The organism is Stenotrophomonas sp. YJH_SMC_48-3 (genome assembly GCF_059369375.1).
In genome coordinates this window covers 1-23716 of sequence record NZ_JCAFSQ010000016.1, presented here as the reverse complement: position 1 = coordinate 23716, position 23716 = coordinate 1, and the positions used below count along the sequence as shown (strand labels likewise).

At 67.5% G+C, this 23716-nt stretch carries 18 protein-coding genes; 11 read left to right on the top strand and 7 right to left on the bottom strand.

The window, feature by feature from the left end; genetic code table 11:
* Positions 1 to 5: 5 nt before the first annotated feature.
* The 5 genes from AC5P65_RS19460 to AC5P65_RS19440 are packed head-to-tail and all read right to left on the bottom strand — an operon-like array spanning position 6 to position 6365.
* Positions 6 to 989, bottom strand: coding sequence for an AAA family ATPase (locus AC5P65_RS19460; RefSeq protein ID WP_019661957.1), 984 nt, complete (start codon positions 987 to 989; stop codon positions 6 to 8).
* Positions 990 to 1005: 16 nt separating this feature from the next.
* A complete protein-coding gene (locus tag AC5P65_RS19455) occupies positions 1006 to 1713 on the bottom strand; it encodes a DUF4159 domain-containing protein (protein WP_495215800.1) in 708 nt (235 codons plus the stop codon).
* Positions 1713 to 3047: a TldD/PmbA family protein gene (locus AC5P65_RS19450; protein ID WP_019661955.1), complete on the bottom strand. Its 1335-nt coding sequence runs from the start codon at positions 3045 to 3047 to the stop codon at positions 1713 to 1715. Before AC5P65_RS19450 ends, AC5P65_RS19455 begins: the two co-directional genes overlap by 1 nt.
* 21 nt (positions 3048 to 3068) lie before the next feature.
* Positions 3069 to 4703 (bottom strand): TldD/PmbA family protein, encoded by a 1635-nt coding sequence (locus tag AC5P65_RS19445; protein WP_021203292.1) that lies wholly within the window; start codon positions 4701 to 4703, stop codon positions 3069 to 3071.
* Positions 4704 to 4733: 30 nt separating this feature from the next.
* Positions 4734 to 6365: a TldD/PmbA family protein gene (locus tag AC5P65_RS19440; RefSeq protein WP_167692751.1), complete on the bottom strand. Its 1632-nt coding sequence runs from the start codon at positions 6363 to 6365 to the stop codon at positions 4734 to 4736.
* Between the two features lie 746 nt (positions 6366 to 7111).
* Here AC5P65_RS19440 and AC5P65_RS19435 point away from each other — a divergent pair.
* Entirely contained in the window at positions 7112 to 7726 is a 615-nt protein-coding gene (locus AC5P65_RS19435) for a DUF938 domain-containing protein (RefSeq protein ID WP_021203731.1), read from the top strand.
* An 85-nt stretch (positions 7727 to 7811) separates the two neighbouring features.
* On the opposite strand, the gene AC5P65_RS19430 is transcribed toward AC5P65_RS19435, so the two are convergent.
* Positions 7812 to 11498 (bottom strand): indolepyruvate ferredoxin oxidoreductase family protein, encoded by a 3687-nt coding sequence (locus AC5P65_RS19430; protein WP_111099342.1) that lies wholly within the window; start codon positions 11496 to 11498, stop codon positions 7812 to 7814.
* Between the two features lie 171 nt (positions 11499 to 11669).
* Here AC5P65_RS19430 and AC5P65_RS19425 point away from each other — a divergent pair, with 171 nt between their 5' ends.
* Positions 11670 to 12305 carry a tetratricopeptide repeat protein gene (locus tag AC5P65_RS19425; protein WP_019661950.1) on the top strand — a complete coding sequence of 212 codons (636 nt, stop codon included), beginning with the start codon at positions 11670 to 11672 and terminating at the stop codon, positions 12303 to 12305.
* A gap of 597 nt (positions 12306 to 12902) precedes the next feature.
* On the opposite strand, the gene AC5P65_RS19420 is transcribed toward AC5P65_RS19425, so the two are convergent.
* Positions 12903 to 14387 (bottom strand): AAA family ATPase, encoded by a 1485-nt coding sequence (locus AC5P65_RS19420; RefSeq protein ID WP_021204083.1) that lies wholly within the window; start codon positions 14385 to 14387, stop codon positions 12903 to 12905.
* 123 nt (positions 14388 to 14510) lie between these two features.
* Between AC5P65_RS19420 and AC5P65_RS19415 the strand changes: the two genes are divergently transcribed.
* The 9 genes from AC5P65_RS19415 (at position 14511) to AC5P65_RS19375 (ending at position 23490) form a co-directional block, all read left to right on the top strand.
* Positions 14511 to 15140 carry a nucleotide-binding protein gene (locus AC5P65_RS19415; RefSeq protein WP_010487235.1) on the top strand — a complete coding sequence of 210 codons (630 nt, stop codon included), beginning with the start codon at positions 14511 to 14513 and terminating at the stop codon, positions 15138 to 15140.
* A 49-nt stretch (positions 15141 to 15189) separates the two neighbouring features.
* Positions 15190 to 15666 carry a SixA phosphatase family protein gene (locus AC5P65_RS19410; RefSeq protein WP_019661948.1) on the top strand — a complete coding sequence of 159 codons (477 nt, stop codon included), beginning with the start codon at positions 15190 to 15192 and terminating at the stop codon, positions 15664 to 15666.
* 4 nt (positions 15667 to 15670) lie between these two features.
* Positions 15671 to 16297: a YceI family protein gene (locus AC5P65_RS19405; RefSeq protein ID WP_019661947.1), complete on the top strand. Its 627-nt coding sequence runs from the start codon at positions 15671 to 15673 to the stop codon at positions 16295 to 16297.
* Complete coding sequence (locus tag AC5P65_RS19400) at positions 16294 to 18345, top strand: phospholipase D family protein (protein WP_021204082.1); 2052 nt, start codon at positions 16294 to 16296, stop codon at positions 18343 to 18345. The genes AC5P65_RS19405 and AC5P65_RS19400 overlap by 4 nt, the downstream gene beginning before the upstream one ends.
* 10 nt (positions 18346 to 18355) lie before the next feature.
* Complete coding sequence (locus AC5P65_RS19395; RefSeq protein WP_021204081.1) at positions 18356 to 18790, top strand: hotdog fold thioesterase; 435 nt, start codon at positions 18356 to 18358, stop codon at positions 18788 to 18790.
* A gap of 121 nt (positions 18791 to 18911) precedes the next feature.
* Positions 18912 to 19703 carry a lysophospholipid acyltransferase family protein gene (locus AC5P65_RS19390; RefSeq protein ID WP_019661944.1) on the top strand — a complete coding sequence of 264 codons (792 nt, stop codon included), beginning with the start codon at positions 18912 to 18914 and terminating at the stop codon, positions 19701 to 19703.
* A gap of 52 nt (positions 19704 to 19755) precedes the next feature.
* Positions 19756 to 20745, top strand: coding sequence for a YheT family hydrolase (locus tag AC5P65_RS19385; protein WP_026347255.1), 990 nt, complete (start codon positions 19756 to 19758; stop codon positions 20743 to 20745).
* Positions 20746 to 20801: 56 nt separating this feature from the next.
* Complete coding sequence (locus AC5P65_RS19380) at positions 20802 to 22871, top strand: tetratricopeptide repeat protein (RefSeq protein WP_495215798.1); 2070 nt, start codon at positions 20802 to 20804, stop codon at positions 22869 to 22871.
* Positions 22872 to 22881: 10 nt separating this feature from the next.
* Positions 22882 to 23490, top strand: a complete 609-nt coding sequence (locus AC5P65_RS19375; protein WP_111097738.1) for a YbhB/YbcL family Raf kinase inhibitor-like protein — start codon at positions 22882 to 22884, stop codon at positions 23488 to 23490.
* Positions 23491 to 23716 lie beyond the last annotated feature (226 nt).

The window sequence follows — 23716 nt, the reverse complement described above, 5'->3', positions numbered from 1 at the left end:
GTGGCTCAACCCGGGAACGGCACGGCCTGCAGCAGGGCGGCGACCACGTCGTCGGCACGCTTCTGCTCGGCTTCGGCGGCGAACGACAGCAGCAGGCGATGGCGCATCACCGGTGCGGCCAGTACCTGCACATCCTCGCGGGTGGCGGCGAAGCGGCCCTGCAGCAGTGCGCGCGCTTTTGCCGCGAGCACCAGCGACTGGCCGGCGCGCGGACCGGCGCCCCACTTCACCCACTGGTTGATCGCTGCCGGTGCGCCTTCGCCCGGCCGGCTGGCACGCACCAGGCGGGTGATCCAGGCCAGCACATCGGGGCTGACATGCACCTGGCGCACGGCCGCCTGCAGTGCGGTCACCGCTTCGGCATCCATCACCTTCGGCACCGCGTCGGTGGTACCGCCGGTGGTCTGTTCCAGGATCTGCCGCTCCTCGTCTTCGCTGGGGTAATCCACCAGCACGTGCAGCAGGAAGCGGTCCAGCTGTGCCTCCGGCAGCGGGTAGGTGCCGGCCTGCTCGATCGGGTTCTGCGTGGCCAGCACGAAGAACGGCGCGGGCAGCGCGTAGGTGGTGCCGGCGTAGCTGACCGTGCGCTCCTGCATCGCTTCCAGCAGTGCGGCCTGGGTCTTGGGCGGGGTACGGTTGAGTTCGTCGGCCAGCAGCAGGTGGGTGAAGATCGGGCCCTGCTGGAAGCGGAAATGGCGATGGCCGGTGCCGTGGTCTTCTTCCAGCAGCTCGGTGCCGAGGATGTCGCTGGGCATCAGGTCGGGGGTGAACTGCACGCGCCGGAACTGCAGCTCCAGCGCCTGCCCGAGCGAGCGCACCAGCAGGGTCTTGCCGAGCCCGGGCGCGCCTTCCAGCAGGCAGTGGCCGCCGGCAAGCAGGCCGATCAGCAGCTGCTCGACCACGGTGTTCTGGCCCACCACTGCGCGTGCAAGCGCGGCGCGCAGCGCATCCAGGCGCGGCAGCAGGGAATCGAGGTCGGGGGAGGTCATGGGCGTGCAGGTCCTATCAGTTGTTCAACGCGTACATCACGATGTTGACGCCGAAGCGGGTGTTGTCTTCGGCCAGGAAACGCTTGTTGCGCCAGTCGTAGTCCCACTCGCAGCCGTAGTCCTTGTTGCTGTAGAGCAGCCCCAGGCGGCCATCGACCTCGATGCCCTTCAGGTAGTCGTGCACCAGGTCGTCGCCCCAGCCGTTGAGTTCGAAACTGGTGGCGGGCGGGCCGTCGGGGAAGCGGAAGAAGCTGCGGTACAGCGGGTGGCTGTTGGGCAGCTTCTGCAGTGCCTTCGGGCCGAACAGGCGACCCATCTGCGCCTCGAACGAGGTGGCGAACAGGCCATCGATGTCGTGGTTGTAGTCGTCCACGAAGACGAAGCCGCCATTGCGCACATAGCGCACGAAGTTCTGCCGCTCGGCGCCATTGAACTCCACCAGCGTGTGGCCGGCCAGGTAGCAGAACGGCGCTTCCAGCATGCGCGGGTCGGCCAGTGCCACCACGTGCTCCTGCGGGTCCACGCGCAGCGAGGTGTAGTCGATCAGCGAGGTGATCAGGTTGGACGGCATGCGCGCGTCCACGTCCCAATCACCGGAGTCGTACTGCAGGCGGGTGAACCAGAAGTCGTAGCGCGAACTGCGCGGGCCTGCCTGTGCCCAGGCCGGCAGCGCCGCCGCCGAAGCGGCAGCAGCCAACCAGCGCAGGCAGGCCCGGCGATCCATCAGACCGCGTCGGACAGCGAGGTGAAGGTGAAATCGCGCAGCTTCATCGGCGGGATCATCATCACGAAGCTGGACTCATCACCGGCCACGCGCACCGGCCTGCCCAGCTCTTCGATGTTGTTGAGCATGATCACCGGCGACTCGTTGAAGCGGAAGTTCTTCACCGGGTGCTTGATCTGGCCGTTCTCGATGTAGAAGGTGCCGTCGCGGGTCAGGCCGGTCAGCAGCACGGTCTGCGGGTCGACCATGCGGATGTACCAGGTACGCGTGACCAGGATGCCCTTCTGGGTGCCGCGTACCAGCTCGGCGGTGCTCTTGTCGCCACCACTCATCAGCAGGTTGCCCGGCGAGGCCTTGGCGGTCTTGCCCTGCTTCTGCGCCCAGAAACGCGAGTAGTCCAGGTTGGCGATCCTGCCGTTCTCGATGATCGCCATGCGTTCGCGCGGCAGGCCTTCGTTGTCCCACGGCAGCACCGGCGCCTCCGGATGCCACGGGTCGGCGATCATGGTCACGCGCGGGTCGTAGACCTGCTCGCCCAGCTTGTTGCCGCCACCCTTTTTTGACAGGAAGCTGCGGCCTTCATCGGCCGAGCGTGCGCTGAAGAAGTTCATCATGAAGCTGATCAGGCCTGCCGCTGCGGCCGGCTCCAGGATCACCGTGTACTTGCCCGGTTCCAGCGCCTTGGCTTCGGCCGATTCGGTGGCCTTGCGCATGGCGATGCGGATGTCCTGGTCGGCCTTGAAGTCGGCGGCATCCTTCAAGTTGCGGCCGACCCAACCCGAACCGCGGCCATCTTCGGTACGCACGGTGCAGGTGTAATCGAAGTTGGTGGTGCGCTGGTAGGCGAAGTTGCCGTTGCTGTTGGCGGTCGCCTGGAAGCCCTGGCCGTCCTCGAGGAAGCCGGCGGCAATGAGCCCGTTGCCACGGCACGGGGCGATCGAATCGGCGGCGACCTTCGCGCGGAAGGCCGGATCGATCGCGGCGGTGGATTCGCTGAAGGTCGGGCTGGGACGGTAGCTCTGCTTGCCGATGGCCGGCATGAACTCCGGGTTCTCCGGGGCCAGGCGCGCCAGGTCTTCAGCACGGCGCACCACGCGTTCCAGCGCGGCATCGTCGAACTCGTTGATCGAGGCGGTGCCGACGCGCTTGCCGAAGGCGACGGTGACCGCCAGCTCGGTGTTGTCGACGATGCCGCTGGTGGAGACATTGTTCAGCGCGAAACGGATGTTGCCGCTGATCGCGCCGGACAGCACGGCGGTGCACTCGTCGGCCTTGGACAGGGCGATGACCTTGTCGAGGATGGCCTTGGCCTGGGCTTCGGTGAAGATACTCATGGTGTAAGGGCTCCTGACCGATCAGCCGAGGCTGCGTGCGGTGTTGATGACGTTGATGCCGTTGAAGCGCGCGGTGGACGAACCGTGCGAGACCGCCGAGACCTGGCCCGGCTGGCCCTTGCCGTCGAAGAACGAACCGCCCAGGCGGTAGTCGCGCTCGTCGGCCACGGCGGTGCAGGCATTCCAGAACTCCGGCGTGCGGATCTGGTAGGCCACGTCTTCCAGCATGCGGGTGATCTGGCCGTTCTTGATCTCGTAGAACAGCTGGCCGCCGAACTGCGCGTTGTAGCGCTGCTGGTCGATCGAGAACGAACCGTCACCGATGATGTAGATGCCGTTCTCCACGTCCTTGATCAGGTCGGGCACGCTCAGCGGCTTCTTGCCCGGTGCCATCGACACGTTGGCCATGCGCTGGAACTGCACGCTGGACCACGAGTCTGCATAGCAGCAGCCGTCGGACTCGCTCTTGCCGAGGATGTGGGCCTGGTCGCGGATGGTCTGGTAATCCACCAGCTTGCCGTTGCTGATCAGGTCCCAGCGCTTGCACTTCACGCCTTCATCGTCGTACGCCACCGCGCCCAGGCTGCCCGGCTGGGTCTTGTCGGCGAAGATGTTGACCAGCTCGCTGCCGTACTGGAACTGCTGCTCGCGCTTGTCCAGGGTGGCGAAGCTGGTGCCGGCGTAGTTGGCTTCGTAGCCGAGCACACGGTCCAGCTCCAGCGGGTGGCCGATCGACTCGTGGATGGTCAGCCAGGTGTGTGACGGGTCGAGCACCAGATCGTACTTGCCCGGCTTCACCGACGGTGCCTTCAGCTTTTCCTGCGCCTGCCTGGCGGCGGCGACGGCGTCCTCCTTCATGTCGTAGGAGGTGCTGTAGTTGACCACGCCATTGGGGCTGTGCACCTTGCCGGCGGCGGCGCCATCGAGGTACTCGTAGCCCAGCCCCATCGGCGAGGACAGGCCCTCGCGGGTGCGGAACTTGCCGCTGGACTTGTCGATGGCGGTGACCGTCATCGGCGCCCAGATGCGGTGCACGTCCTGGTCGATGTAGGAGCCGTCGGTGGAGGCGAAGTACTTCTGCTCGTTCACCAGGAACAGCATCGAATTGACGAAGCTGGCGCCGGCGCCCATCGCCGCGGCGTTGACGTCCAGCAGCAGATCGACCTTTTCCTTGATCGGCACCTCCATCGCATTCTTGCGGATCGGCGTGCGCCAGCTCACCTCACCCACACCCGGCGCCTTGGCCAGCTGCACCGGCGCGGTCTGCACGCCAGCATTGGCCTTGGCGATCGCCGCGGCCTGCTGCGCCGCCCTGGCCACATCGGCGGTACCCAGCGCATTGGTGGCGGCAAAGCCCCAGGCGCCGTTGACGATCACGCGGATGCCCACGCCGGTGGACTCGGTGTTCACCACGTTCTGCACCTTGTCTTCGCGGGTGATCACGAACTGCCGCAGGTAGCGGCCGATGCGCACGTCGCAGTAGGTGGCGCCGGCGCTGCGTGCGGCCTGCAACGCAGCGTCAGCCAGGCGCTTCTTCAGCGCCGGGTCCAGGCTGGACTGCAGCTGCTCGGCGGCGATCACCTTGCCGAAGAAGGAGGGCACGATCAGCCCGCCCGCGGTAAGCCCGGTCAGGGCCAGGAAGTCACGTCTTTGCAAGGCTGCTCTCCACGTCGAAGGATGGGTGGCTCATGCGCCGAGACTGCGCGCGGTGTTGATGATGTTGATGCCGTTGAAGCGGGTGGTGGACGAACCGTGCGAGACCGCCGAGACCTGGCCGGGCTGGCCCTTGCCGTCGAAGAACGAACCGCCCAGGCGGAAGTCGCGTTCATCGCAGATGGCGGTGCAGGCATTCCAGAATTCCGGCGTGCGGATCTGGTAGGCCGCATCCTCAACCATGCCGGCAATCTTCCCGTCCTTGATCTGGTAGTACAGCTGGCCGCCGAACTGCGCGTTGTAGCGCTGCTGGTCGATCGAATACGAACCGCGGCCGTGGATCCAGATGCCGTTTTCCACGTTCTTGATCATGTCCTCGACACTGAGCGGCTGCTTGCCCGGTGCCAGCGAGACATTGGCCATGCGCTGGAACTGCACGCTGGACCAGGAATCGGCGTAGCTGCAGCCGTGCGATGCATCGCGGCCGAGGATATGGGCCTCGTCGCGGGTGGCCTGGTAGTCAACCAGGATACCGTCGCGTACGAGGTCCCAGCGCTGCGTCTTCACCCCTTCATCGTCGTAGCCGACGGCGCCGAGGCTGCCCGGCTGGGTCTTGTCGGCGAAGAAAGTGACGATGTCGCTGCCCCAGCGGAAGCCGGCATCGCGCTTGTCCAGCGTGGCGAAGCTGGTGCCGGCGTAGTTGGCCTCGTAGCCGAGCACGCGGTCCAGCTCCAACGGGTGGCCGACGTTCTCGTGGATGGTCAGGAACAGGTTGGACGGGTCCAGCACCAGGTCGTACTTGCCCGGCTTCACCGACGGCGCCTTCAGTTTCTCGCGCGCGTGGCGGGCGGCGGCGATGGCGTCTTCGACCGGGTCGTAGGAATCGCGGTAGGCGGTGATGCCGCCGGGCAGCTGGACCTTCCCACGCGCATCGCCATCGAGGAACTCGTAGCCCATGCCCATCGGCGAGGAGAGGCCGGCGCGGGTACGGAACCTGCCGCTGGCCTTGTCGATGGCGGTGGCGGTAAACGGCAGCCAGATGCGGTGAATGTCCTGGTCGATGAACGAGCCGTCGCTGGAGGCGAAGTACTTCTGTTCGTTGACCAGGAACAACGTGGAGTTGATGTAGTCGGCGCCCGCATCCAGCGCGGCGGCGTTGAGCGCCAGCAGCAGTTCGACCTTGTCCTGGATCGGCACCGCCATGGCGTTCTTCCGCACTGGCGTCTGCCAGCGCACTTCGCCGACCGACGGCGTCGGCGCCAGCTGTACCGGCCGGGTCTGGATGCCGGCATTGGCGCGGGCGATTGCCGCTGCCTGCTCGACCGCGGCGCGCACGGCGGCCTCGGTCTGCTGATGGGTTGCAGCGAAGCCCCACGCGCCGTTGACGATCACCCGCACGCCCACACCGGATGATTCGCGGTTGGTCACATTGCCGACCTGGTGTTCGCGGGTGATGACCGACTGGTTGAGATAGCGGCCGATGCGGACATCGCAGTAGCTGGCCTTGGCGGTGCGTGCGGCGGCCAGCGCGACCTCGGCCAGGCGCCTGCGCTGGGCGGTGTCGACCGGGGCCAGCAACTGCTCGGCGGCGATGGCACGGGAATGCGGCAGCAGCAGGCCCGCCAGGCCCAGACCGGAAAAAGCCAGGAACTCACGTCGTTGCACAGCGTTTCTCTCTCTCGCTTGCGTGCGGCCGACAATGGGTCGAGCCGATCACGTCAACTTCTCGACTTTCGCCAGCGCGGCGCGTGCGGGCAAGTGACTGCAGTCATGGTTGGGAGGGTTTCGGCAGGGCTTGCAGCCCTGCACCTGCTTCAAGCCAGGGCAACGTCAACGTCAAAAGCGGGCATTCCGTGGGTGGGTGGGGCGGTGTCGGATTGCGGGGACGCCGTGAATCTGTCCATGGAGGCTTGGCAGCCGCTTGCTCGTGTGCGCTTTCCTGCGCACACGGCAAGACCGGAATTGGGCGTCCTGCCCAACCCGCCCGAGGCATGCCTCGGGCCCATGCGGCTGACACCCCGCACTCCGACACCGCCCCACCTTCGACAGATTTCGTGTGCTGTTGGTGGGTGTCGACCTTGGTCGACACAATCTGTCAGATATCGAAATGTATCCGGGGTCAGATCCGTTTTCCTGTGGAAAACGGATCTGACCCCAAGAGCCGTTCCAACAGACCGCAGGAAACCGTCGAAGGCGGGGTGGGTCCGGTTGCGGGGGCGTGAGCCGCATGGATGCGGCGACCGAGCCTCCATGGACGGATTTACGGCGTCCCCCGCAACCGGACCCACCCCGCAATCCCACAGGAAGCCCGCTGTTGCTGTTGCCGTTGCTTCGGCGGGTGCAGGGCGCCGCCCTGCCGAGCAACACCCCCTCGTGCACAATGGGGCCGACCCCGCCTGGACCCCGTCCTGATGTCGAGCAAGCCGTATTCAGAAGCCTGCGAACGCAACCGCGAACCCATCGCCGCCGCGCTCGACCCGTGGATGGGCGACCGCCACCGGGTGCTGGAGATCGGCAGCGGCACCGGCCAGCATGCGGCCTTCTTTGCCGAGCGCTGGCCCTGGCTGCGCTGGCAGCCCAGTGATCATCCGGACCACCTGCCAGGCATCGAGGCATGGCGTGCCGAAACGGCATTGCTGAATCTGCTGCCGCCGGTAGCGCTGCAGGTGGAACTGCCGCCAGCGCCCGGCCTGAACCTGGCACCGGGCAGTACGTTCGATGCCGCATTCAGCGCCAACACCCTGCACATCATGAGCTGGGCACACGTCCAGTCATTGTTCGCGGCGCTGCCGCCCCTGTTGCGCCACGGTGCGCTCCTGGCGGTGTATGGCCCGTTCAACTACGGTGGCCGCTACACCAGCGACAGCAATGCGCAGTTCGATGCCTGGCTGAAGGCACGTGATCCGCGCAGCGGCATCCGCGACAGCGAAGCGGTGCAGGCGCTGGCGACCGACAACGGATTCACCCGGTTGGGCGATGTGGCAATGCCGGCCAACAATCGCCTGCTGCTGTGGCGGCTGGGGTAATCCATCGGTAGTGCCGGCCGCTGGCCGGCAACCGATTGCCGGGATGAATGCCGGGATGAATGCCGGCCAGCGGCCGGCACTACCATCAAGCCACCTGCACGATATGCAGCGCCTTCGGATTGCGCCACTGCGCCAGCAGGGCCGCTTCGCGCGCCTTGGCCTGCTCGAAATGCGCTTCCTTGACGTGGCCGAAGCCGCGGATGTGTTCGGGAATGCTGGCGATCTCCACCGCCAGCGCCAGGCGGTCGTCATCCAGGCCATCCAGCAGCACCTGCACAGTGGCCTCGTAATCACTGATCAGCTTGCGCTCCATGCGCCGCTCTTCGGTGCGGCCGAACACGTCGAAGCGGCCGCCACGCAGGAACTTCAGCTTCGCCAGCAAGCCAAACGCCTTGAACATCCACGGGCCGTATTCCTTCTTCAGCAACCGGCCCTGCTCGTCCTTCCTGGCGAACAGCGGCGGCGCCAGGTGGAAGCGCAGCTGATAGTCGCCCTCGAACTGCTGCTGCAGGCGTCGCTGGAAGTCGCCGCTGGTGTACAGGCGGGCCACTTCGTACTCGTCCTTGTAGGCCATCAGCTTGAACAGGTAGCGGGCCACCGTCTCGGTCAACGCGGTGGAGCCGCCGATACGCTCGGCTTCGGTAGCGCGCACGCGTGCCACCAGATCACGGTAACGCGTGGCGTAGGCAGCATCCTGGTACTCGACCAGGAAGGCGGCGCGGCGCTCGATCATTTCATCCAGCGAGCGCGACAGGCGCGCGTCGTCCAGCGGCAGGAATGCCACGTCGCCACCGTGCGAGGGCAGGCCGCGCAGCTCGCGTTCGTCGCCGGTGTTGCGCGGTGCAGCGGTGGCGCCCCATTCGTTGCCCTCCCATTCGCCCGGCGGCAGCGGATGCAGCGGGCCCGGGGTGGATTCGGTATCGGTGTGGCGGTTGCGCACCAGGCCGGCGGCCTGCTGCACGGCCTGCGGATCGACCGCAGCCAGGCGGCCCCAGGCGAAGGCCTGCTGGTTCATGGCCACCGCAGCGCCATTGAGCTCGATGGCGCGCATCAGCGACTCGAACGACAGCGGCACCAGGCCCTGCTGCCAGGCGTAGCCGAGGATGAACAGGTTGGCGGCGATGGCATCGCCCAGCAGCGCGGTGGCCAGTTGGGTGGCATCCAGCAGCAACGGCTCCTGGCCGCCCAGTGCCACGCGCACACCGGCGATGATGTCGGCGGCGGGGAACTGCATGTCCGGGCGGGTGGTGAAGGTACCCGGCATCGCTTCGTAGGTGTTCAGCACCACCTGCGAACGGCCGGCACGCACCTTCGACAGCGCCCAGTAGTCGTTGACCACCACCATGTCGCAGCCCAGCACCAGGTCGGCTTCACCGGCGGCGATGCGCACGGCGTGGATGTCATCCGGGCGGCGTGCGATGCGGATGTGCGTGGTCACCGCGCCACCCTTCTGCGCCAGGCCGGTCTGGTCGAGCACGGTCGCGCCCTTGCCCTCCAGGTGGCCGGCCATGCCCAGCAGCGCGCCAATGGTCACCACGCCGGTACCGCCGACGCCGGTGATCAGGATGTTCCAGGGCTGCTCAAGCGTGCCGCGGATCGTCGGCGCCGGCAGGTTGTCCAGCAGCGTGGAGGCATCGCGCTTGCTGCCCTTGCGCGGCTGGCCACCGTGCACGGTGACGAAGCTCGGGCAGAAGCCGTTCACGCAGGAATAGTCCTTGTTGCAGTTGGACTGGTCGATCTCGCGCTTGCGCCCGAACTCGGTTTCCTTCGGCAGCACCGACACGCAGAAGCTCTTCTTGCCGCAGTCGCCGCAGCCTTCGCAGACCAGCGAATTGATCAGCACCCGCTTCTGCGGATCTTCCAGCTTGCCGCGCTTGCGGCGGCGACGCTTCTCGGTGGCGCAGGTCTGTTCGTAGATCAGGATCGAAACACCCTTCACTTCGCGCAGGCGCTTCTGCACCTCCTCCAGTTCGCTGCGGTCGTGGAACTCCACGTCGCTGGGGAAGTGTTCGCGCTGGCCGGTCCACTTGCCGATGTTGTCCGACAGCACCATGATGGTGTGGATGCCTTCGGCGCGCATCTGCTTTGCGATGTCCGGCACGCTCAGCGGGCCGTCCACCGGCTGGCCGCCGGTCATCGCCACCGCATCGTTGTAGAGGATCTTGTAGGTGATGTTGACGCCGGCGGCGACCGCCTGGCGGATCGCCAGCGAGCCGCTGTGGAAATAGGTGCCGTCGCCCAGGTTCTGGAACACGTGCGGGGTGTCGGTGAACGGCGCCTGCCCGGCCCAGGTCACGCCTTCGCCGCCCATGTGGGTGAAGGTGTCGGTGCTGCGGTCCATCCAGGTAACCATGTAATGGCAACCGATGCCGGCCAGCGCACGTGAACCTTCCGGCACCTGGGTGGAGGTGTTGTGCGGGCAGCCTGAGCAGTAGTGCGGCACGCGCGGGAAGCTGGCGCGCGGCAACGCAAGCTCGGCTTCCTTTTCCTGCATCCACTGCAGGCGCTGCTCAATCGACTCGTTGTTGAAGAACCTCTGGATGCGGCGACCGATCACGCCGGCGATGGTGGCCGGGGTCAGTTCACCGGTGGACGGCAGGATCCATTCGCCGCTTTCGTCGTACTTGCCGACGATGGACGGGCGTTGGCCCCAGCTGGCCGGCCAGTTGAAGAACTGTTCCTTCATCTGGCGCTCGATGAAGGCACGCTTCTCCTCCACCACGATGATGTCTTCCAGGCCCTGCGCGAAGCGCGCGATGCCCTGCGGTTCCAGCGGCCAGGTCATGCCGACCTTGTACACGCGGATGCCGATGTCGGCGCACGCGGCTTCATCCAGGCCAAGGTATTCCAGCGCCTGCAGCACGTCCAGGTAGCTCTTGCCGGTGGTGACGATGCCCAGCCGCGCGCGCGGCGCGTCCATCACCACCTTGTCGATGCCGTTGGCGCGGGCGAATGCCTGTGCGGCCTTCACCGCATAGCGGTGCAGGCGCATCTCCTGGTCCAGCGGCGGGTCCGGCCAGCGGATGTTGAGGCCACCCGGGGGCATTTCGAAGTCTTCCGGCAGCACGATGCGGCGCGCCATCGGATCGACCTGCACCGAGGCCGACGATTCCACCGTCTCGGCAATGGTCTTGAAGCCGACCCAGCGGCCGGTGTAACGGCTCATCGCCCAGCCCAGCAGGCCCATGTCGAGGATGTCCTGCACGCCGGCGGGGTTGAGAACCGGCATCATCGCGCTGACGAATTCGTCTTCGCTGCCGTGCGGCAGGGTCGAACTGCGGCAGGCATGGTCATCGGCGGCCAGCGCCAGCACGCCGCCGTAGCGCGAGGTGCCGGCGGCATTGGCATGCTTGAACACGTCGCCGCAGCGGTCCACGCCAGGGCCCTTGCCGTACCACATGCCGAACACGCCCTGCACGTTGGCGCCGGGGAACAGGTTGGTCTGCTGCGTGCCCCACACCATGGTGGCGCCCAGGTCCTCGTTCAGGCCCGGGGTGAACTTCACCTTCGCCGCTTCAAGATGCTTGCGCGCGCGCCACAGTTCCAGGTCGAAGCCACCCAGCGGGCTGCCACGATAGCCGCTGACGAAGCCGGCGCTGTCGATGCCTTCGGCGGCATCGCGCAGGCGCTGCATCAGCGGCAGCCGCACCAGCGCCTGCACGCCACTCAGGTAGATCCGCCCCTCGTTGCGGGTGTACTTGTGGTCGAGCGTGTAGTCACGGTCGAGCAGGTCGGCGGAAGAGGGCGAAGTGAGTTGCGCGGTACTGGTCATGGCTGGCCCGGTAGGATCGGCTGGCACCGGCCGCGTGCACGCACGCAGCGGGAAAGGCGCGAATTGTAGCAGCGGGGCCGCGCAGGCCCCGGCACTCGCGCCCGTGGCGGTGCTGGGGTTAGGATCGGGGAGAGAGAGAGGGAGGCTGCAGTCGCGGCCTGGGGAGAAGGGATGTCAGTTCCAGGAAAGATCCTGGCCAGCGTGCTGCTGGCCTCGGGAGCGGCCACGGCGTGGGCCGCGCCGGCCATGCCGGCACCACAGGAGTTCTACTTCGACAATGACCCGGCGGCCACGCCGATGGTGGCGGTGCAGGGCGGGGGCGATGATCTGGTCGCCCAGCTGGTCAAGCTGCGTGAACGCGGCCGCCGTGCGGTCGAGGCCACGGTACAACTGGCCTCGGTGGCCGGTGCGCAGGGCCGTGGCGAGCTGGCCGAGCAGTTGTATGCCGAGGCGATGAAAGAGGCCCCGGCACAGAGCAGCAGTGGCCGCAGCGTGCGCTGGAACTACGGCTGGGACCTGCTGCGCCAGGGCAAGCCAGAGGCGGCGCTGGAACAGTGGCTGGCCTCGGCCGCCAATGCGCGTACCAAGCCGAGCTGGGTGCCGCCGACCTATGCGCTGGCATTGTGGCGGATGGGGCAGAAGCAGGAGGCGGTGCAGTGGTATGCGGCTGCGGTACGCACCGAGCCGACGCAGTGGAATACCACGGCCAACTATGCGCAGCTGCTGCCGCAGTGGCGCGAGGATGAGCGTGCGTCGCTGGCCGAAGTGCAGCAGGCCTGGGCGGCCGCACCGCCTGCCTGGCCCTGAGGGAGGAGGTTGCGCCGGGTTGCACCCGGCACCCGCAGAGGCAACAGCCAAAGCCAAAGCCAAAGCAACAGCGGTCTTCCGGTGGGATGGCGGGGCACTGTGGGTTTGCGGGGACGCCGTAAACCCATCCATGAAGTGACCCCCGGGGCTTGGTCGCCGCATCCATGCGGCTCACACCCCGCAAACCCACAGTGCCCCGCCTTCGACAGATTTTCGCAGCTGTGGGTAGGTGTCGACCTTGGTCGACACGGTGGATCCACGCCATGCGTGGATGAATCTGTATCGGAATCGACTATTCGATATCTGATCGAAGAGCAGCCGAGCGTGGGCTCGGCTCTACAGAAGGCGGCCAACCAACCGGCTTTTGCTTTTGCTTCTGCTTTTCTTTTTTCTTTTCCGTGGCGGACGCACTCGGAAATTGTCAGAGGCCGGGCGGGGTGGGTTCGCGGGGGTGTCCGCGGCATGGATGCCGCGGCCAAGCCCCCAGGGACGGGTTGACGGCGTCCCCCGCGAATCCATCCCGCCCGGCCAAGCGCGGCTTTTGATGTTCACGGTCAACCAGCCGCCCACGAGGGGCTGCGCCGTTCGCGGGAAACCTCAATCGTCCGCGGAAACCGTCCGTCCCGACGCCCACGCCCGCAATGCCTCCACCTGCTCGGCCATCAGCACCGACAGCGGCCGCGTGGCGCGGATCTCGTTCATCAGCAGCTCGGTGTCCAGCGGCCGGCCTTCGGCGTGCGCTGCATACAGCCCGGCCACGATCGCCTGCTCGATCTCCGCGCCGGAGAAACCATTGGCCGCGGCCGCCAGCGCCGGCAGCGCGAAGTCGTCGCCATTGAGCTGGCGCCGGCCCAGGTGCAGCCGCAGCAGTTCCACGCGCACGTCAGGCGAAGGCAGGTCAACGAAGAAGATCTCGTCGAAGCGGCCCTTGCGCAGCAGCTCGGCCGGCAGCTCGTGCACCTGGTTGGCGGTGGCGACGATGAACACCGGCGCCTTGCGCTCGGCCATCCAGGTCAGCAGGTAGCCGAGTACACGGCGTGATACGCCACCGTCCTCGCCACCACTGGCCAGGCCCTTCTCGATCTCGTCCATCCACAGCACGCAGGGTGCCAGCTGCTCGGCCGAGGCCAGTGCCTGGCGCAGGTTGGCCTCGGTCTCGCCGTGGTACTTGTTGTACAGCGCGCCCACGTCCAGCCGCAGCAATGGCACGCCGAAGCCGGCGGCGGTGGCCTTGGCCAGCATCGACTTGCCGCAGCCCTGCACGCCCAGCAGCAACATGCCGCGCGGCGGGTCCAGCCCGGCCGGCGCCGAGCCGGCGATGAAGGCCACGCGCCGCTGGCTGATCCAGCGCTTGAGCCGGTTGGCGCCGGCCACATCGCCGAAGCGCGCGCTGTCATGCTCGAAGAACAGGTGGCCGCTGCGGTTGAGCAGCTCGAACTTCAGCCGTGCCAGCTGCGGCAGGTCGTCGTCGCGCAGCGCGCCATCGGCGTAGATCAGCTGGCGCGCGATGCGCCGGGCATCGACCAGGCTCAGGCCCTGCAGGTTCTTCAGGATCTTCTTCACCGCCTCGCTGTCGACTTCGACCCGGCGGCCGCCGTGCTCGCGCGCATAGGCGTCGGCCTCTTCGCGCAGCATCTTCAACAGGGCGTTGGCATCAGGCAGGCGCGGGTTGAAGCGCACCGCCAACGCTTCCAGCTCGGCCGGCAGCTCCACCTTGGCACCGATCAACACCAGCACATGCGGCTCGCTGTGGCGGCGCTGGATCAGGTCGCGCAGGGCGCGCTGATGGCTGGCATAGCCCAGGTACGGGTGGAAATCGAGCAGCAGGTAGACCCCGCGCTGGTCGGCCTGGCGGATCATCTGCAGGGCCGCGCTGGCATCGGGTGGCCCGACCGGCGGGTCTTCACTGTCCAGGTCGATGCGGCGCAGGCCCTCGGTGATCGACCAGCGGTGCAGCGCCCGCCATACGTGCATCAGCGTCTGCCGGAACAGCTCGACGATGCGACCCTCGTCCTGGGTCTCGATCACGATCAGTGGGGTATTGGCGCGGATCAACGCGCTCAGGTCCTGCAGTTCGCTCATGCCGGTTCGATCCTTCGGGAGCGCCACGATAGCAAAGGCGATGGCCGCTGGTTCAGCACGACGCTACCTCCCGTCACCATCGCCGGTGTACGCTCGGGGAACGTACCCGGAAGCGAGGCTGGCATGAAGACGATCCTGGTGGCCGGTTCCAAGGGCGGGGTGGGCAAGACCACCGTCGCCACCCACCTGGCCGCGTACGCGGCATTGCAGGGCAAGGCCACGGTGATTGCCGATGCCGACCCGCAGGGCTCCAGCACCCGCTGGGCACAACGCCGTGCCGGGCTGGAAAGTGCGGTGCTGCCGATCGACGTATATCGGAAGAAGCAGTGGGCGCAGAAGCTGCCCGACGGTACCGACACCGTCATCATCGATGCGCCGGCCGGCGCCCTGGCCGACGATATTCCCCATTTCCTCGACGCTGCCGACGCGGTGGTGGTGCCGGTGCTGCCCTCGGCGCTGGATATCGAAGCCATCGTCGGTTTCCTCAACAGCCTGGCCCAGAACCCGCGCGTGCACAGCCGCAAGCTGCCAGTGGGTCTGGTGCTCAACCGTACCAAGCCCTGGACCCAGACCTCGCAGCAGGCGCTGCAGATGCTGGGTGAATGGCCGTACCCGGTGGTCGCGCAGCTGCGCGACAGCCAGAGCTATGTGGTCATGACCGGCCTTGGCCGCAGCCTGTTCGACTACCGCTCGGCCCAGGTGCGCGAGCACCAGGCCGATTGGGAGCCGCTGCTGTCCTGGCTGAAGCTTTGATGCCTGCATCACCCTTCCTGCTGCATCCTCTTCTTCATGGAAACCCGCGATGCGTGAATTGATCCTGCTGCGCCATGCCCATGCCGAGCCGGCGACCCCCGGCCAGGCCGACCTCGACCGGCCGTTGTCGCCGGTGGGGCTGGCCGAAGCCGAAGCCGCCGGCAAGTGGCTGAAGGAGAACAACCTGCTGCCGGACTGCGTACTGTGCTCGCCGGCGCGACGTACCCGTGAGACCCTGGAAGCGGTGATGACGGCCATCGGCTATGTCGAGAAGCGCCTGGAAGACCGGATCTACGAAGCCACCCCGGGCACCCTGGCGGCGCTGGTGGACGAGCGTCGCGACCTGGACCGGGTGCTGATCGTGGGCCACAACCCGGGCCTGGAGCAGCTGGTGGCCCTGATGACCGACGGCACCAGCAGCGACTACCGCGGCATGCCGCCGGCCGGCATTGCCGTGCTCGGCTTCCCGCGCGAGGCTTCGATCGAGCCGGGCGTGGCCAGCCTGAACGCGTTCTGGTGGCCGTGATCCAATGAGCCTGGCGCGGCGCAGCCGCTTTCTGCTGCCCGTGCTGCTGGCTTCCGGCGCGGCCTGGCCTGCCGCGCCTCCTCCGCCAACGCCAACGCCCCTGCCGCCGGTGGTCGCCGAAGCGCATCGGGTCCTGCGCCTGGACACCCAACGCTCGCAGATCGGTTTCGAGGTGCGCACCCGCTTCGGCCAGCGCATCGAAGGCGTGTTCCCGCACTTCGAGGGCCGCATCGAGATCCTCTCCGATGGCCGCCACCAGGTGCACCTCAAGATGTTCACGCGCTCGGTCGAGATCCCCGGCAAGGCGCGCTATACCGGCTGGATGCGCGGCGAGGAATTCTTCGACGCGGGCCGCCACCCGGTGGTCGAGTTCGACTCGCTGCCGTACTGGCCGGAGACCGTGGAAGAGGGGGGTGACATCAACGGCCGGCTGACCCTGCGCGGGGTCAGCCATCCCGAGAAGCTGAGGGTGGAGAAGGCGGAGTGCGCCCGACCCGGCTATGATTGCGACGTCGTCAGCCGCGGTACCGTGCAGCGAGGCCGGTATGGAATGGACAGCTGGCAGCTTGCCTTGAGTGATCGTGTGACCTTCGTATTGCGAGCGCGCCTGAGCGAGGCGCCGAAACCGTGAACCTCCTGCTGCGTGTACTGGCGCTGGCAACCGTGTTGCTGGGCAGCGGTTGTGCATCGCTGTCCAATACCGAGCGCGACCGCGCCGAAGCGATCGCCGTGCAGGCGCGCTCGACCCAGGTCGACTGCCAGCGCGCCGATCGCTGCGCACAGGACTCGCCGCTGCGGGCGCTGGCCGGCCGGGCGTTCACCGAATCCACCCCGGAGCAGCCGCGCCACTACGCCACCCTGCTGGACGAGGGAGAAGGCGCCCTGGTGGCGCGGCTGAACCTGTTGCGCAGCGCCACCCGCAGCATCGACCTGCAGACCTACATCTTCGACAAGGACGACAGCGCCCGGCTGGTCATCGACGAACTGCTGGCTGCATCGCGGCGCGGGGTGAAGGTGCGGGTGCTGATCGACCAGCTCTCGGCGATCTCCGACCTGCAGATCCTCGGCGCGCTGTCCGGCGCCCACCAGAACTTCCAGCTGCGGGTCTACAACCCGACGTTCGGCAAGGCCCGGCTGAATTACTTCGACTATGCCGGCAGCGTGCTGTGCTGCTTCCGGCGCTTCAACCAGCGCATGCACAACAAGCTGCTGGTGATCGACGACGCAATCGGCGTGGTCGGAGGCCGCAACTACCAGGACGACTACTACGACTGGGACCGCGAGTACAACTTCCGCGACCGCGACGTGCTGATTGCCGGCCCCGAGGCGCGTGCGATGGCGGCCAACTTCGATGCCTTCTGGCGTGCCCAGCGCAGCGTGCCGGCCGAGCGCCTGAATGATGTCGGCCGCACCCTGCTGCGCGAGGGCGTGCCGGCGCTGCCCCCCGCCACGTTCCGCCGCCCGGAACGGGTGCAGCGGGTCAGTGCCGAAGCCAATGACATGGACTTCGTCACCCGTTCCTTCGTGGATACCGCGCTGCCGGTGGCCTCGGTGCGCTATGTCGCCGACCTGCCGCGCAAGCACCGGCGCGAGAAGGCCGATGCCCCGCTGGCCGGCCAGCACGTGACCGAGCCCCAGCTGGATGCGCTCATTGCCGGTGCGCAGAAGGAAGTGATCCTGCAGACGCCGTACCTGGTGCTGTCCAAGCCCGCGCAGAAGCTGTTCCGCGAGCTGCGCAAGCGCCCGCAGCCACCGCGCGTGGTGGTGTCGAGCAACAGCCTGGCGGCCACCGACAATCCCATCGTGTATGCGCTGTCGTACAAGTACAAGCGGCGCAACATGCGCGAACTGGGCTTCAACATCTTCGAATACAAGCCGTTCCCGCTGGATGCGCCGGTTGATTACCGCAACCTGCTGCCCGACCCGATCGCCGCCCCCGGGGCAGACGACGACGGCGGCCGCAACCCGCTGATCGGCGGCAGCGCCGCCGGCAGCAATGCCGGGGGGGGCAGCGAGGGGGACCGGGCAACAACGCGCAGGCAGGCAGTGGTGAATCATCCGCGTACCGGCAGTGCCTACCAGAACGCGCGCGAACGCCGCCGCGCGGCCGGCAGCGAGGTGGAAACGCGCCTGCTGCGCACCGAAACGCGGCCCTCGTTCCTGGGCAGCAAGGCGGTCAACAAGCCATTGCCGGTCACCCGCAAGGGCGCGCGCATGGGCCTGCACGCCAAGTCGCTGGTGGTCGACCGCCGCATCGGCGTGGTCGGCACCCACAACTTCGATCCGCGCAGCGAGAACTACAACACCGAAGGCGCGGTGATCATCGATGATCCGGTGTTTGCCGAGCAGCTGGCCGAGAGCATCCTGCGCGATACCCATCCGCAGAACTCCTGGACGGTGGCGCCGCGGGCCAAGCCGCCGGTGCTGTCGGGGTTGAACTACAGCGTCGGCAAAGCCTCCGAAGCGCTGCCGATCCTCGACTTCTGGCCATGGCGCTATGCCACCGACTACGAGTTCAAGCCCGGCCCGGACTGCCCGCAGCCGCTGCCACGGCAGGACCCGGAGTTCCATCGCTGCTACGTTGCCGTCGGCGACTTCCCCGAAGTCAACGTCGGCCCGAAGTGGCTGCTGGTGCGCATGCTGACCGCATTCGGTGCCGGCCTCGTTCCCATTCTCTGAAGGTGACCGCATGACCCAGGTGTTCCGCGAAGCCGTTTCCCTCGAGCAGCTCAATGCGCTCAGCCGCAACACGGCGATCGAATCCCTGGGCATCGTCTTCAGCGCAGCGGGCGAAGACTGGCTGCAGGCCACCATGCCGGTGGACCAGCGCACCCGCCAGCCCTACGGCATCCTGCACGGCGGGGCCTCGGTGGTGCTGGCCGAGACGCTGGGCAGCAGCGCCGGCAACCTGTGCGTGGATACCGCAAAGCAGGTCTGCGTGGGCCTGGAGATCAATGCCAACCACGTGCGGGCGGTGCGCTCGGGGATTGTCACCGGCACCGCCCGCGCACTGCATGTGGGCCGCAGCACCCAGCTGTGGGAGATCCGCATCGAGGACGAGCAGGGTCGCCTGGTATGCATTTCGCGGCTGACCCTGGCGGTGGTGGCGGCCGGCCACGGTTGAGCCCCCGGTCGGGCGTGTTGACGACGGCAGAACCCAGCGTTCCCCACCGATTGCCCCGGTCAATGGCGGTTATGGCCTAAATCGGCTGGCAGCTGCTGCGACGCTCCGGTATCGTGCGCGGATGACTTCCCCCACTCCGGCCCCCCGTGGCGGCGTGGCGCGTGTGTGCCGTTACCTGTACCGCGTACCGCTGCTGTTGGTCCACATCACCGTGTTCCTGCCGCTGATCCTGATCGGCATGCTTCCGCCGTGGGGCGAGCTGCGCGTGGGCGAGGATACCCTCGGGGCGAAGGTGGTGAACTGGTGGCAGGGGGGCCTGATGTGGATCTTCGGCTTCCGCCTGGTGCAGATGGGCGCGCCGCTGCCCGGTGCCGTGCTGTTCGTGGCCAACCATGTCAGCTGGGTGGACATCTGCATCCTGCACAGCCAGCGCATGATGGGCTTCGTCGCCAAGCGCGAAATCGCCAGCTGGCCCCTGGTCGGCTGGCTCGCTGCGCGCGGGCAGACCATCTTCCACCAGCGTGGCAACACCGAGTCGCTGGGCGGGGTGATGCAGGTGATGGCCGATCGCCTGCGTGGCGGCAAGGCAGTGGGCGTGTTCCCGGAAGGGCGCACCCGCGGTGGCCACGAAGTGGGGCCGTTCCATGCCCGCATCTTCCAGGCCGCGGTTGAAACCGGCGTTCCGGTGCAGCCGGTGGCGCTGGTCTATGGGCTCAAGGGTGACGCACAGACCATCGTGGCATTCGGCCCCGGCGAGAGCTTCTTCGCCAATTTCCTGCGCCTGCTCGGTGAGCCGGCGCGGCGTGCGGAAGTGCACTTCCTGGCACCGATCGGTGCACAGGACCTGGAAGGCCGTCGGCGCATCGCGGAGACCTCGCGCGCGCGCATCGTGGCGGCCATGAGCACCGGTTGAGGGCACGGTGGCCCTGGTTCCGCCACCTGTCCTGGACGCCGGTACGCCGACGTTGCATGCGGCTGACTACCAGCCGCCGCGCTGGCTGCGCAACCCGCACCTGCAGTCGATGCTCAGCTCCAGCCGCATGCGCCTGCAGCGCGGCCTGCTGCTGCTGGCGGCCACCGGCGCGGTCAGCGAAGAACTGATCCTCGACGGCGGCGATGGCGTGCGCCTGCAGGGCTGGCACAGCCATGTCGAAGGCCGCGAACCCAAGGGCATGGCCCTGCTGCTGCATGGCTGGGAGGGCAGTGCCGAATCCAGCTACATGCGCATGGCGGCCGCGCGCATGATCGAACAGGGTTTCGATGTCGTGCGCCTGAACTTCCGCGACCACGGCAACACCCATCACCTGAACCCCGGCATCTTCCACTCCAACCTGATCGATGAAGTGGTGCATGCCGCAGGAGACATCGCCCAGCGCTGGCCGCAGCTGCCGCTGGTGGCGGCCGGCTACTCACTGGGCGGCAATTTCGTGCTGCGCCTGGCCCTGCGCGCGCCGGCCGCCGGCGTGCCGCTGCTGCGCGTGGCCTCGGTGTGCCCGGTGCTGGACCCGGGGCTGACCATGGAGAGCATCGAGAATGGTCCGGCAATGTACGATTGGTACTTCCGACGCAAATGGGCCGGCTCGCTGCGCCGCAAGCGCGATCTGTTCCCCGAGCTGAGCGACTGCGACGACCGCGTGTTGAAGCTGGATATCCGTGCGCTGACCGCCTGGTTGGTTGAACGGCATACCAGCTTTGGCTCGCTGCAGGCCTATTTCGATGGCTACTCGATTGCCGGTGACCGCCTGTCGGCCCTGCAGGTGCCGGCCGACATCCTGATGGCGCAGGACGACCCGGTGATTCCCTATGCGACCTTCAGCGACTGGCAGCTGCCGCGCCACGCGCGCCTGGAGACCGCCTGCTGGGGAGGCCACTGCGGTTTCCTGGAAAACTGGCGGGGCGACGGCTTCTCCGAACGGTGGGTGGCGCAGCGCCTGCAGCGGGTGCTGGCGGGCTGAACCGGCACCGGCGCGTGGACCGCTACAATGCGGGTTTGCACTCGAACCGGACCGCCATGCAAGACCAGATCATCCAAGCGTTGCGCCAGAACCAGGCCGACCAGGCCGTGCAGCTGGCCCAGGCGTGGACCCGTGACGAACCCGGCCAGGCCGGGGCCCACCGCTGGCTGGCGCTTGCGCTGCAGCAGCAGGGCAAGGCCGAAGATGCCATGGAGGCCCTGCAGCAGGCATTGCAGCTGGCCCCCGATGATGCCCAGCTGCACCTGCAGCACGCTGGCCTGCTGCTTGCCCTGCGCCAGTACCAGGGCGCGGACGAGGCACTGGCGCGCACCACCGGCCTCGACCCGAATTCCTTCGCCGCCTACCTGATGCAGGCGCACCTGGCGGTTGGCCGCAATGACTTCGACGAGGCACAACGCCTGTCCACCCTGGCCTCGCGCGTGGAGCCGGACCACCCCGAGCTGCTGACCATCGACGGCATGATCGCGCTGCGCCGCGATGACCCGGACCGTGCGCTGGTGCTGCTGTCGGCAGCCAACAAGGCCCAGCCGAATGACACCCGCGTGCTCTATGCGCTGGGCTTTGCCTACCTTGGCAAGGACATGCTGGCATTCGCCGAGCAGGCGTTCCGCCGCGTGCTGGAACTGAACCCGGCCATCAGCTCGCTGCATGGCCTTGTGGTGCAGCTGGCGCTGCGCCAGGGCAACGTGCCGGCGGCGGCCGAAGCCATGGAGGTGGCCCTGCGGCAGCCGGAGCTGGACGTGCCGGCGATGCGGCGCCTGGCCGGTGAGCTGGCGTTGCGCAACGGCCAGCCGCTGCAGGCGCTGGACCATCTGCTGCCCTTGCTGGAAGCGATCCCCGATGACCGCCAGCTGCTGCAGCTGCTGCTGATGTCCTGGCAGCGCCTTGGCCGCGAAGACGAGGCGCGTGCACGCCTCGACGCTGCCCTGGAGCAGCACCCGCAGCTGCATGATCTGTGGCTGGCGCGCCTGGCCGTGGAAGAAGTTGGCAGCCCCGCTGCCGCGGCGACCGTTGAACGCTGGATGGACGCCATGCCGGGCCACCTGCCGGCGCTGGAAGCACGCCTGCGCCTGCACGACATGGTGGGCGAGCACGAGCAGGCCGAAGCCATTGCCGAGCGTATCGTCAGCATTGAACCGGGGCGTGTCAGTGGCGAAACCCGCCTGGTTGAAGGGTTGCTGCAGCGTGATCCGCCTGCTGCGGTGGCCCGCGTGCAGGCGCTGGTCGAGCAGGCGCCGGAAGCGCATCGCGCCGATCTGCGCACCTGGATGGGCGAGATCCAGGACCGTGCCGGCCAGCCGCAGGAGGCCCTGCGTACCTGGCTGTCGCTGCAGGCCGACCAGGCCCCGCAACGCCTGCCGCTGCCACCGCAGGCCAAGTCTCCGCCAAGCTGGCCGGAGAAGGGTGAGATTGACGGCAACACCAGTTCCGCGCCGATCTTCCTCTGGGGCGCGCCGGGCTCGGGCGTGGAGCGCGTGGCGACCGGCCTGGCGGCCGCCAGCCCGGTGCTGCGCAGCGACCGCTACACCAGCAACCCGCCCGATGATGCGTTCCAGAACTACAACACGCTGCAGGATCTCGCTTCGGGCGTACTGACGCCGGAGCGGCTGGTGCAGCGTTGGCGCGAACAGCTGCCGGCGCGTGGCCTGCAGAGCGATACCGTCATCGACTGGCTGCTGTGGTGGGACAACGCCCTGCTGTGGGCGTTGCGCCCGCAGCTGCCGCAGGGGCGACTGGTGCTGGTGCTGCGTGATCCGCGCGACATGCTGCTGGACTGGGTGGCCTACGGTGCCGCCGCGCCGCTGGCGATGACCTCGCTGGCCGAAGCCAGTGAATGGCTGACCCGCGCGCTGAACCAGATTGCCACGCTGCATGAGGACGACCTGTACCCCCACGTGCTGCTCCGCATCGACCAGGTCGGCAACGATCCGCAGGCGATGGCCGAACTGCTGGGCCGCCTGTTCGAGCGGCCGATGCCGCCGGCGGTGCAGTTGGGCGCGCCGCGCTTCCCGCCCGGCCACTGGCGCAACTACCGCGACGTGATGAGCGCCGCCTTCGCCCAGCTCACCCCGGTTGCGGTGCGCCTGGGTTACCCGGAAGAGTGAGGAGATCCTGATGCAGCTGACCAGTAACAGCCTGACCAATGGCGCACCGATTGATCGTGAGTTCGCCGCCGGCGATGCCAATGGTTTTGCGCCCGACCGCAACCCGCACCTGGCCTGGAGCGGGGCGCCGGCCGGCACCCGTTCGTTCCTGCTGGTATGCGTGGACCCGGACGTACCGACCGTGCCGGAGACGGTTGGCCGCAGCGACATGAGCGTGCCGCGCGACCAGCCGCGCTGCGATTTCGTGCACTGGGTGATGGCCGATATCCCGGCCACGGTGCAGGAGATCGCCGCTGGCAGCTGCAGCGACGGCTTCGTGGTGAAGGGCAAGACCACCCCGGCCGGCCCGGCGGGCAGCCATCAGGGCCTGAACGACTTCACCGGCTGGTTTGCGGGCAACCCGGACATGGCCGGTGACTACCTGGGCTATGACGGCCCGTATCCGCCGTTCAACGACGAGCGCATGCACCGCTATTTCTTCCGGGTATTCGCGCTGGACGTGGCGTCGCTGGACCTGCCGCAGCGTTTCAGCGCCGCCGACGCGTACCGCGCCATGCACGGCCACGTGCTGGCCGAAGCCGCACTGCACGGCACCTACACGTTGAACCCGGCGCTGTAACCGCAACCCCGGTAGCGCCGGCCGTGGGCCGGCGTTGCTTTCGGTAGCGTCGAGCCATGCTCGGCTGCTTTTCCCGATAGACAGCAGCCGAGCATGGGCTTGTATGTTCCTCCCGGCTCCTACGCGGTATGTAGGAGCCAGGGTGGAGGGACCGTCAACATGATATCTGCGGATAGCAGCCGACAGACGAGCCGAGCGATCCCCATCCCGCACCTTAACGTCGATA

Coding starts and splice junctions, on each gene's coding strand:
- AC5P65_RS19460 (WP_019661957.1), bottom strand. CDS start 989: ATGACCTCCCCCGACCTCGATTCCCTGCTGCCGCGCCTGGATGCGCTG.
- AC5P65_RS19455 (WP_495215800.1), bottom strand. CDS start 1,713: ATGGATCGCCGGGCCTGCCTGCGCTGGTTGGCTGCTGCCGCTTCGGCG.
- AC5P65_RS19450 (WP_019661955.1), bottom strand. CDS start 3,047: ATGAGTATCTTCACCGAAGCCCAGGCCAAGGCCATCCTCGACAAGGTC.
- AC5P65_RS19435 (WP_021203731.1), top strand. CDS start 7,112: ATGTCGAGCAAGCCGTATTCAGAAGCCTGCGAACGCAACCGCGAACCC.
- AC5P65_RS19430 (WP_111099342.1), bottom strand. CDS start 11,498: ATGACCAGTACCGCGCAACTCACTTCGCCCTCTTCCGCCGACCTGCTC.
- AC5P65_RS19425 (WP_019661950.1), top strand. CDS start 11,670: ATGTCAGTTCCAGGAAAGATCCTGGCCAGCGTGCTGCTGGCCTCGGGA.
- AC5P65_RS19420 (WP_021204083.1), bottom strand. CDS start 14,387: ATGAGCGAACTGCAGGACCTGAGCGCGTTGATCCGCGCCAATACCCCA.
- AC5P65_RS19415 (WP_010487235.1), top strand. CDS start 14,511: ATGAAGACGATCCTGGTGGCCGGTTCCAAGGGCGGGGTGGGCAAGACC.
- AC5P65_RS19410 (WP_019661948.1), top strand. CDS start 15,190: ATGCGTGAATTGATCCTGCTGCGCCATGCCCATGCCGAGCCGGCGACC.
- AC5P65_RS19405 (WP_019661947.1), top strand. CDS start 15,671: ATGAGCCTGGCGCGGCGCAGCCGCTTTCTGCTGCCCGTGCTGCTGGCT.
- AC5P65_RS19395 (WP_021204081.1), top strand. CDS start 18,356: ATGACCCAGGTGTTCCGCGAAGCCGTTTCCCTCGAGCAGCTCAATGCG.
- AC5P65_RS19390 (WP_019661944.1), top strand. CDS start 18,912: ATGACTTCCCCCACTCCGGCCCCCCGTGGCGGCGTGGCGCGTGTGTGC.
- AC5P65_RS19380 (WP_495215798.1), top strand. CDS start 20,802: ATGCAAGACCAGATCATCCAAGCGTTGCGCCAGAACCAGGCCGACCAG.
- AC5P65_RS19375 (WP_111097738.1), top strand. CDS start 22,882: ATGCAGCTGACCAGTAACAGCCTGACCAATGGCGCACCGATTGATCGT.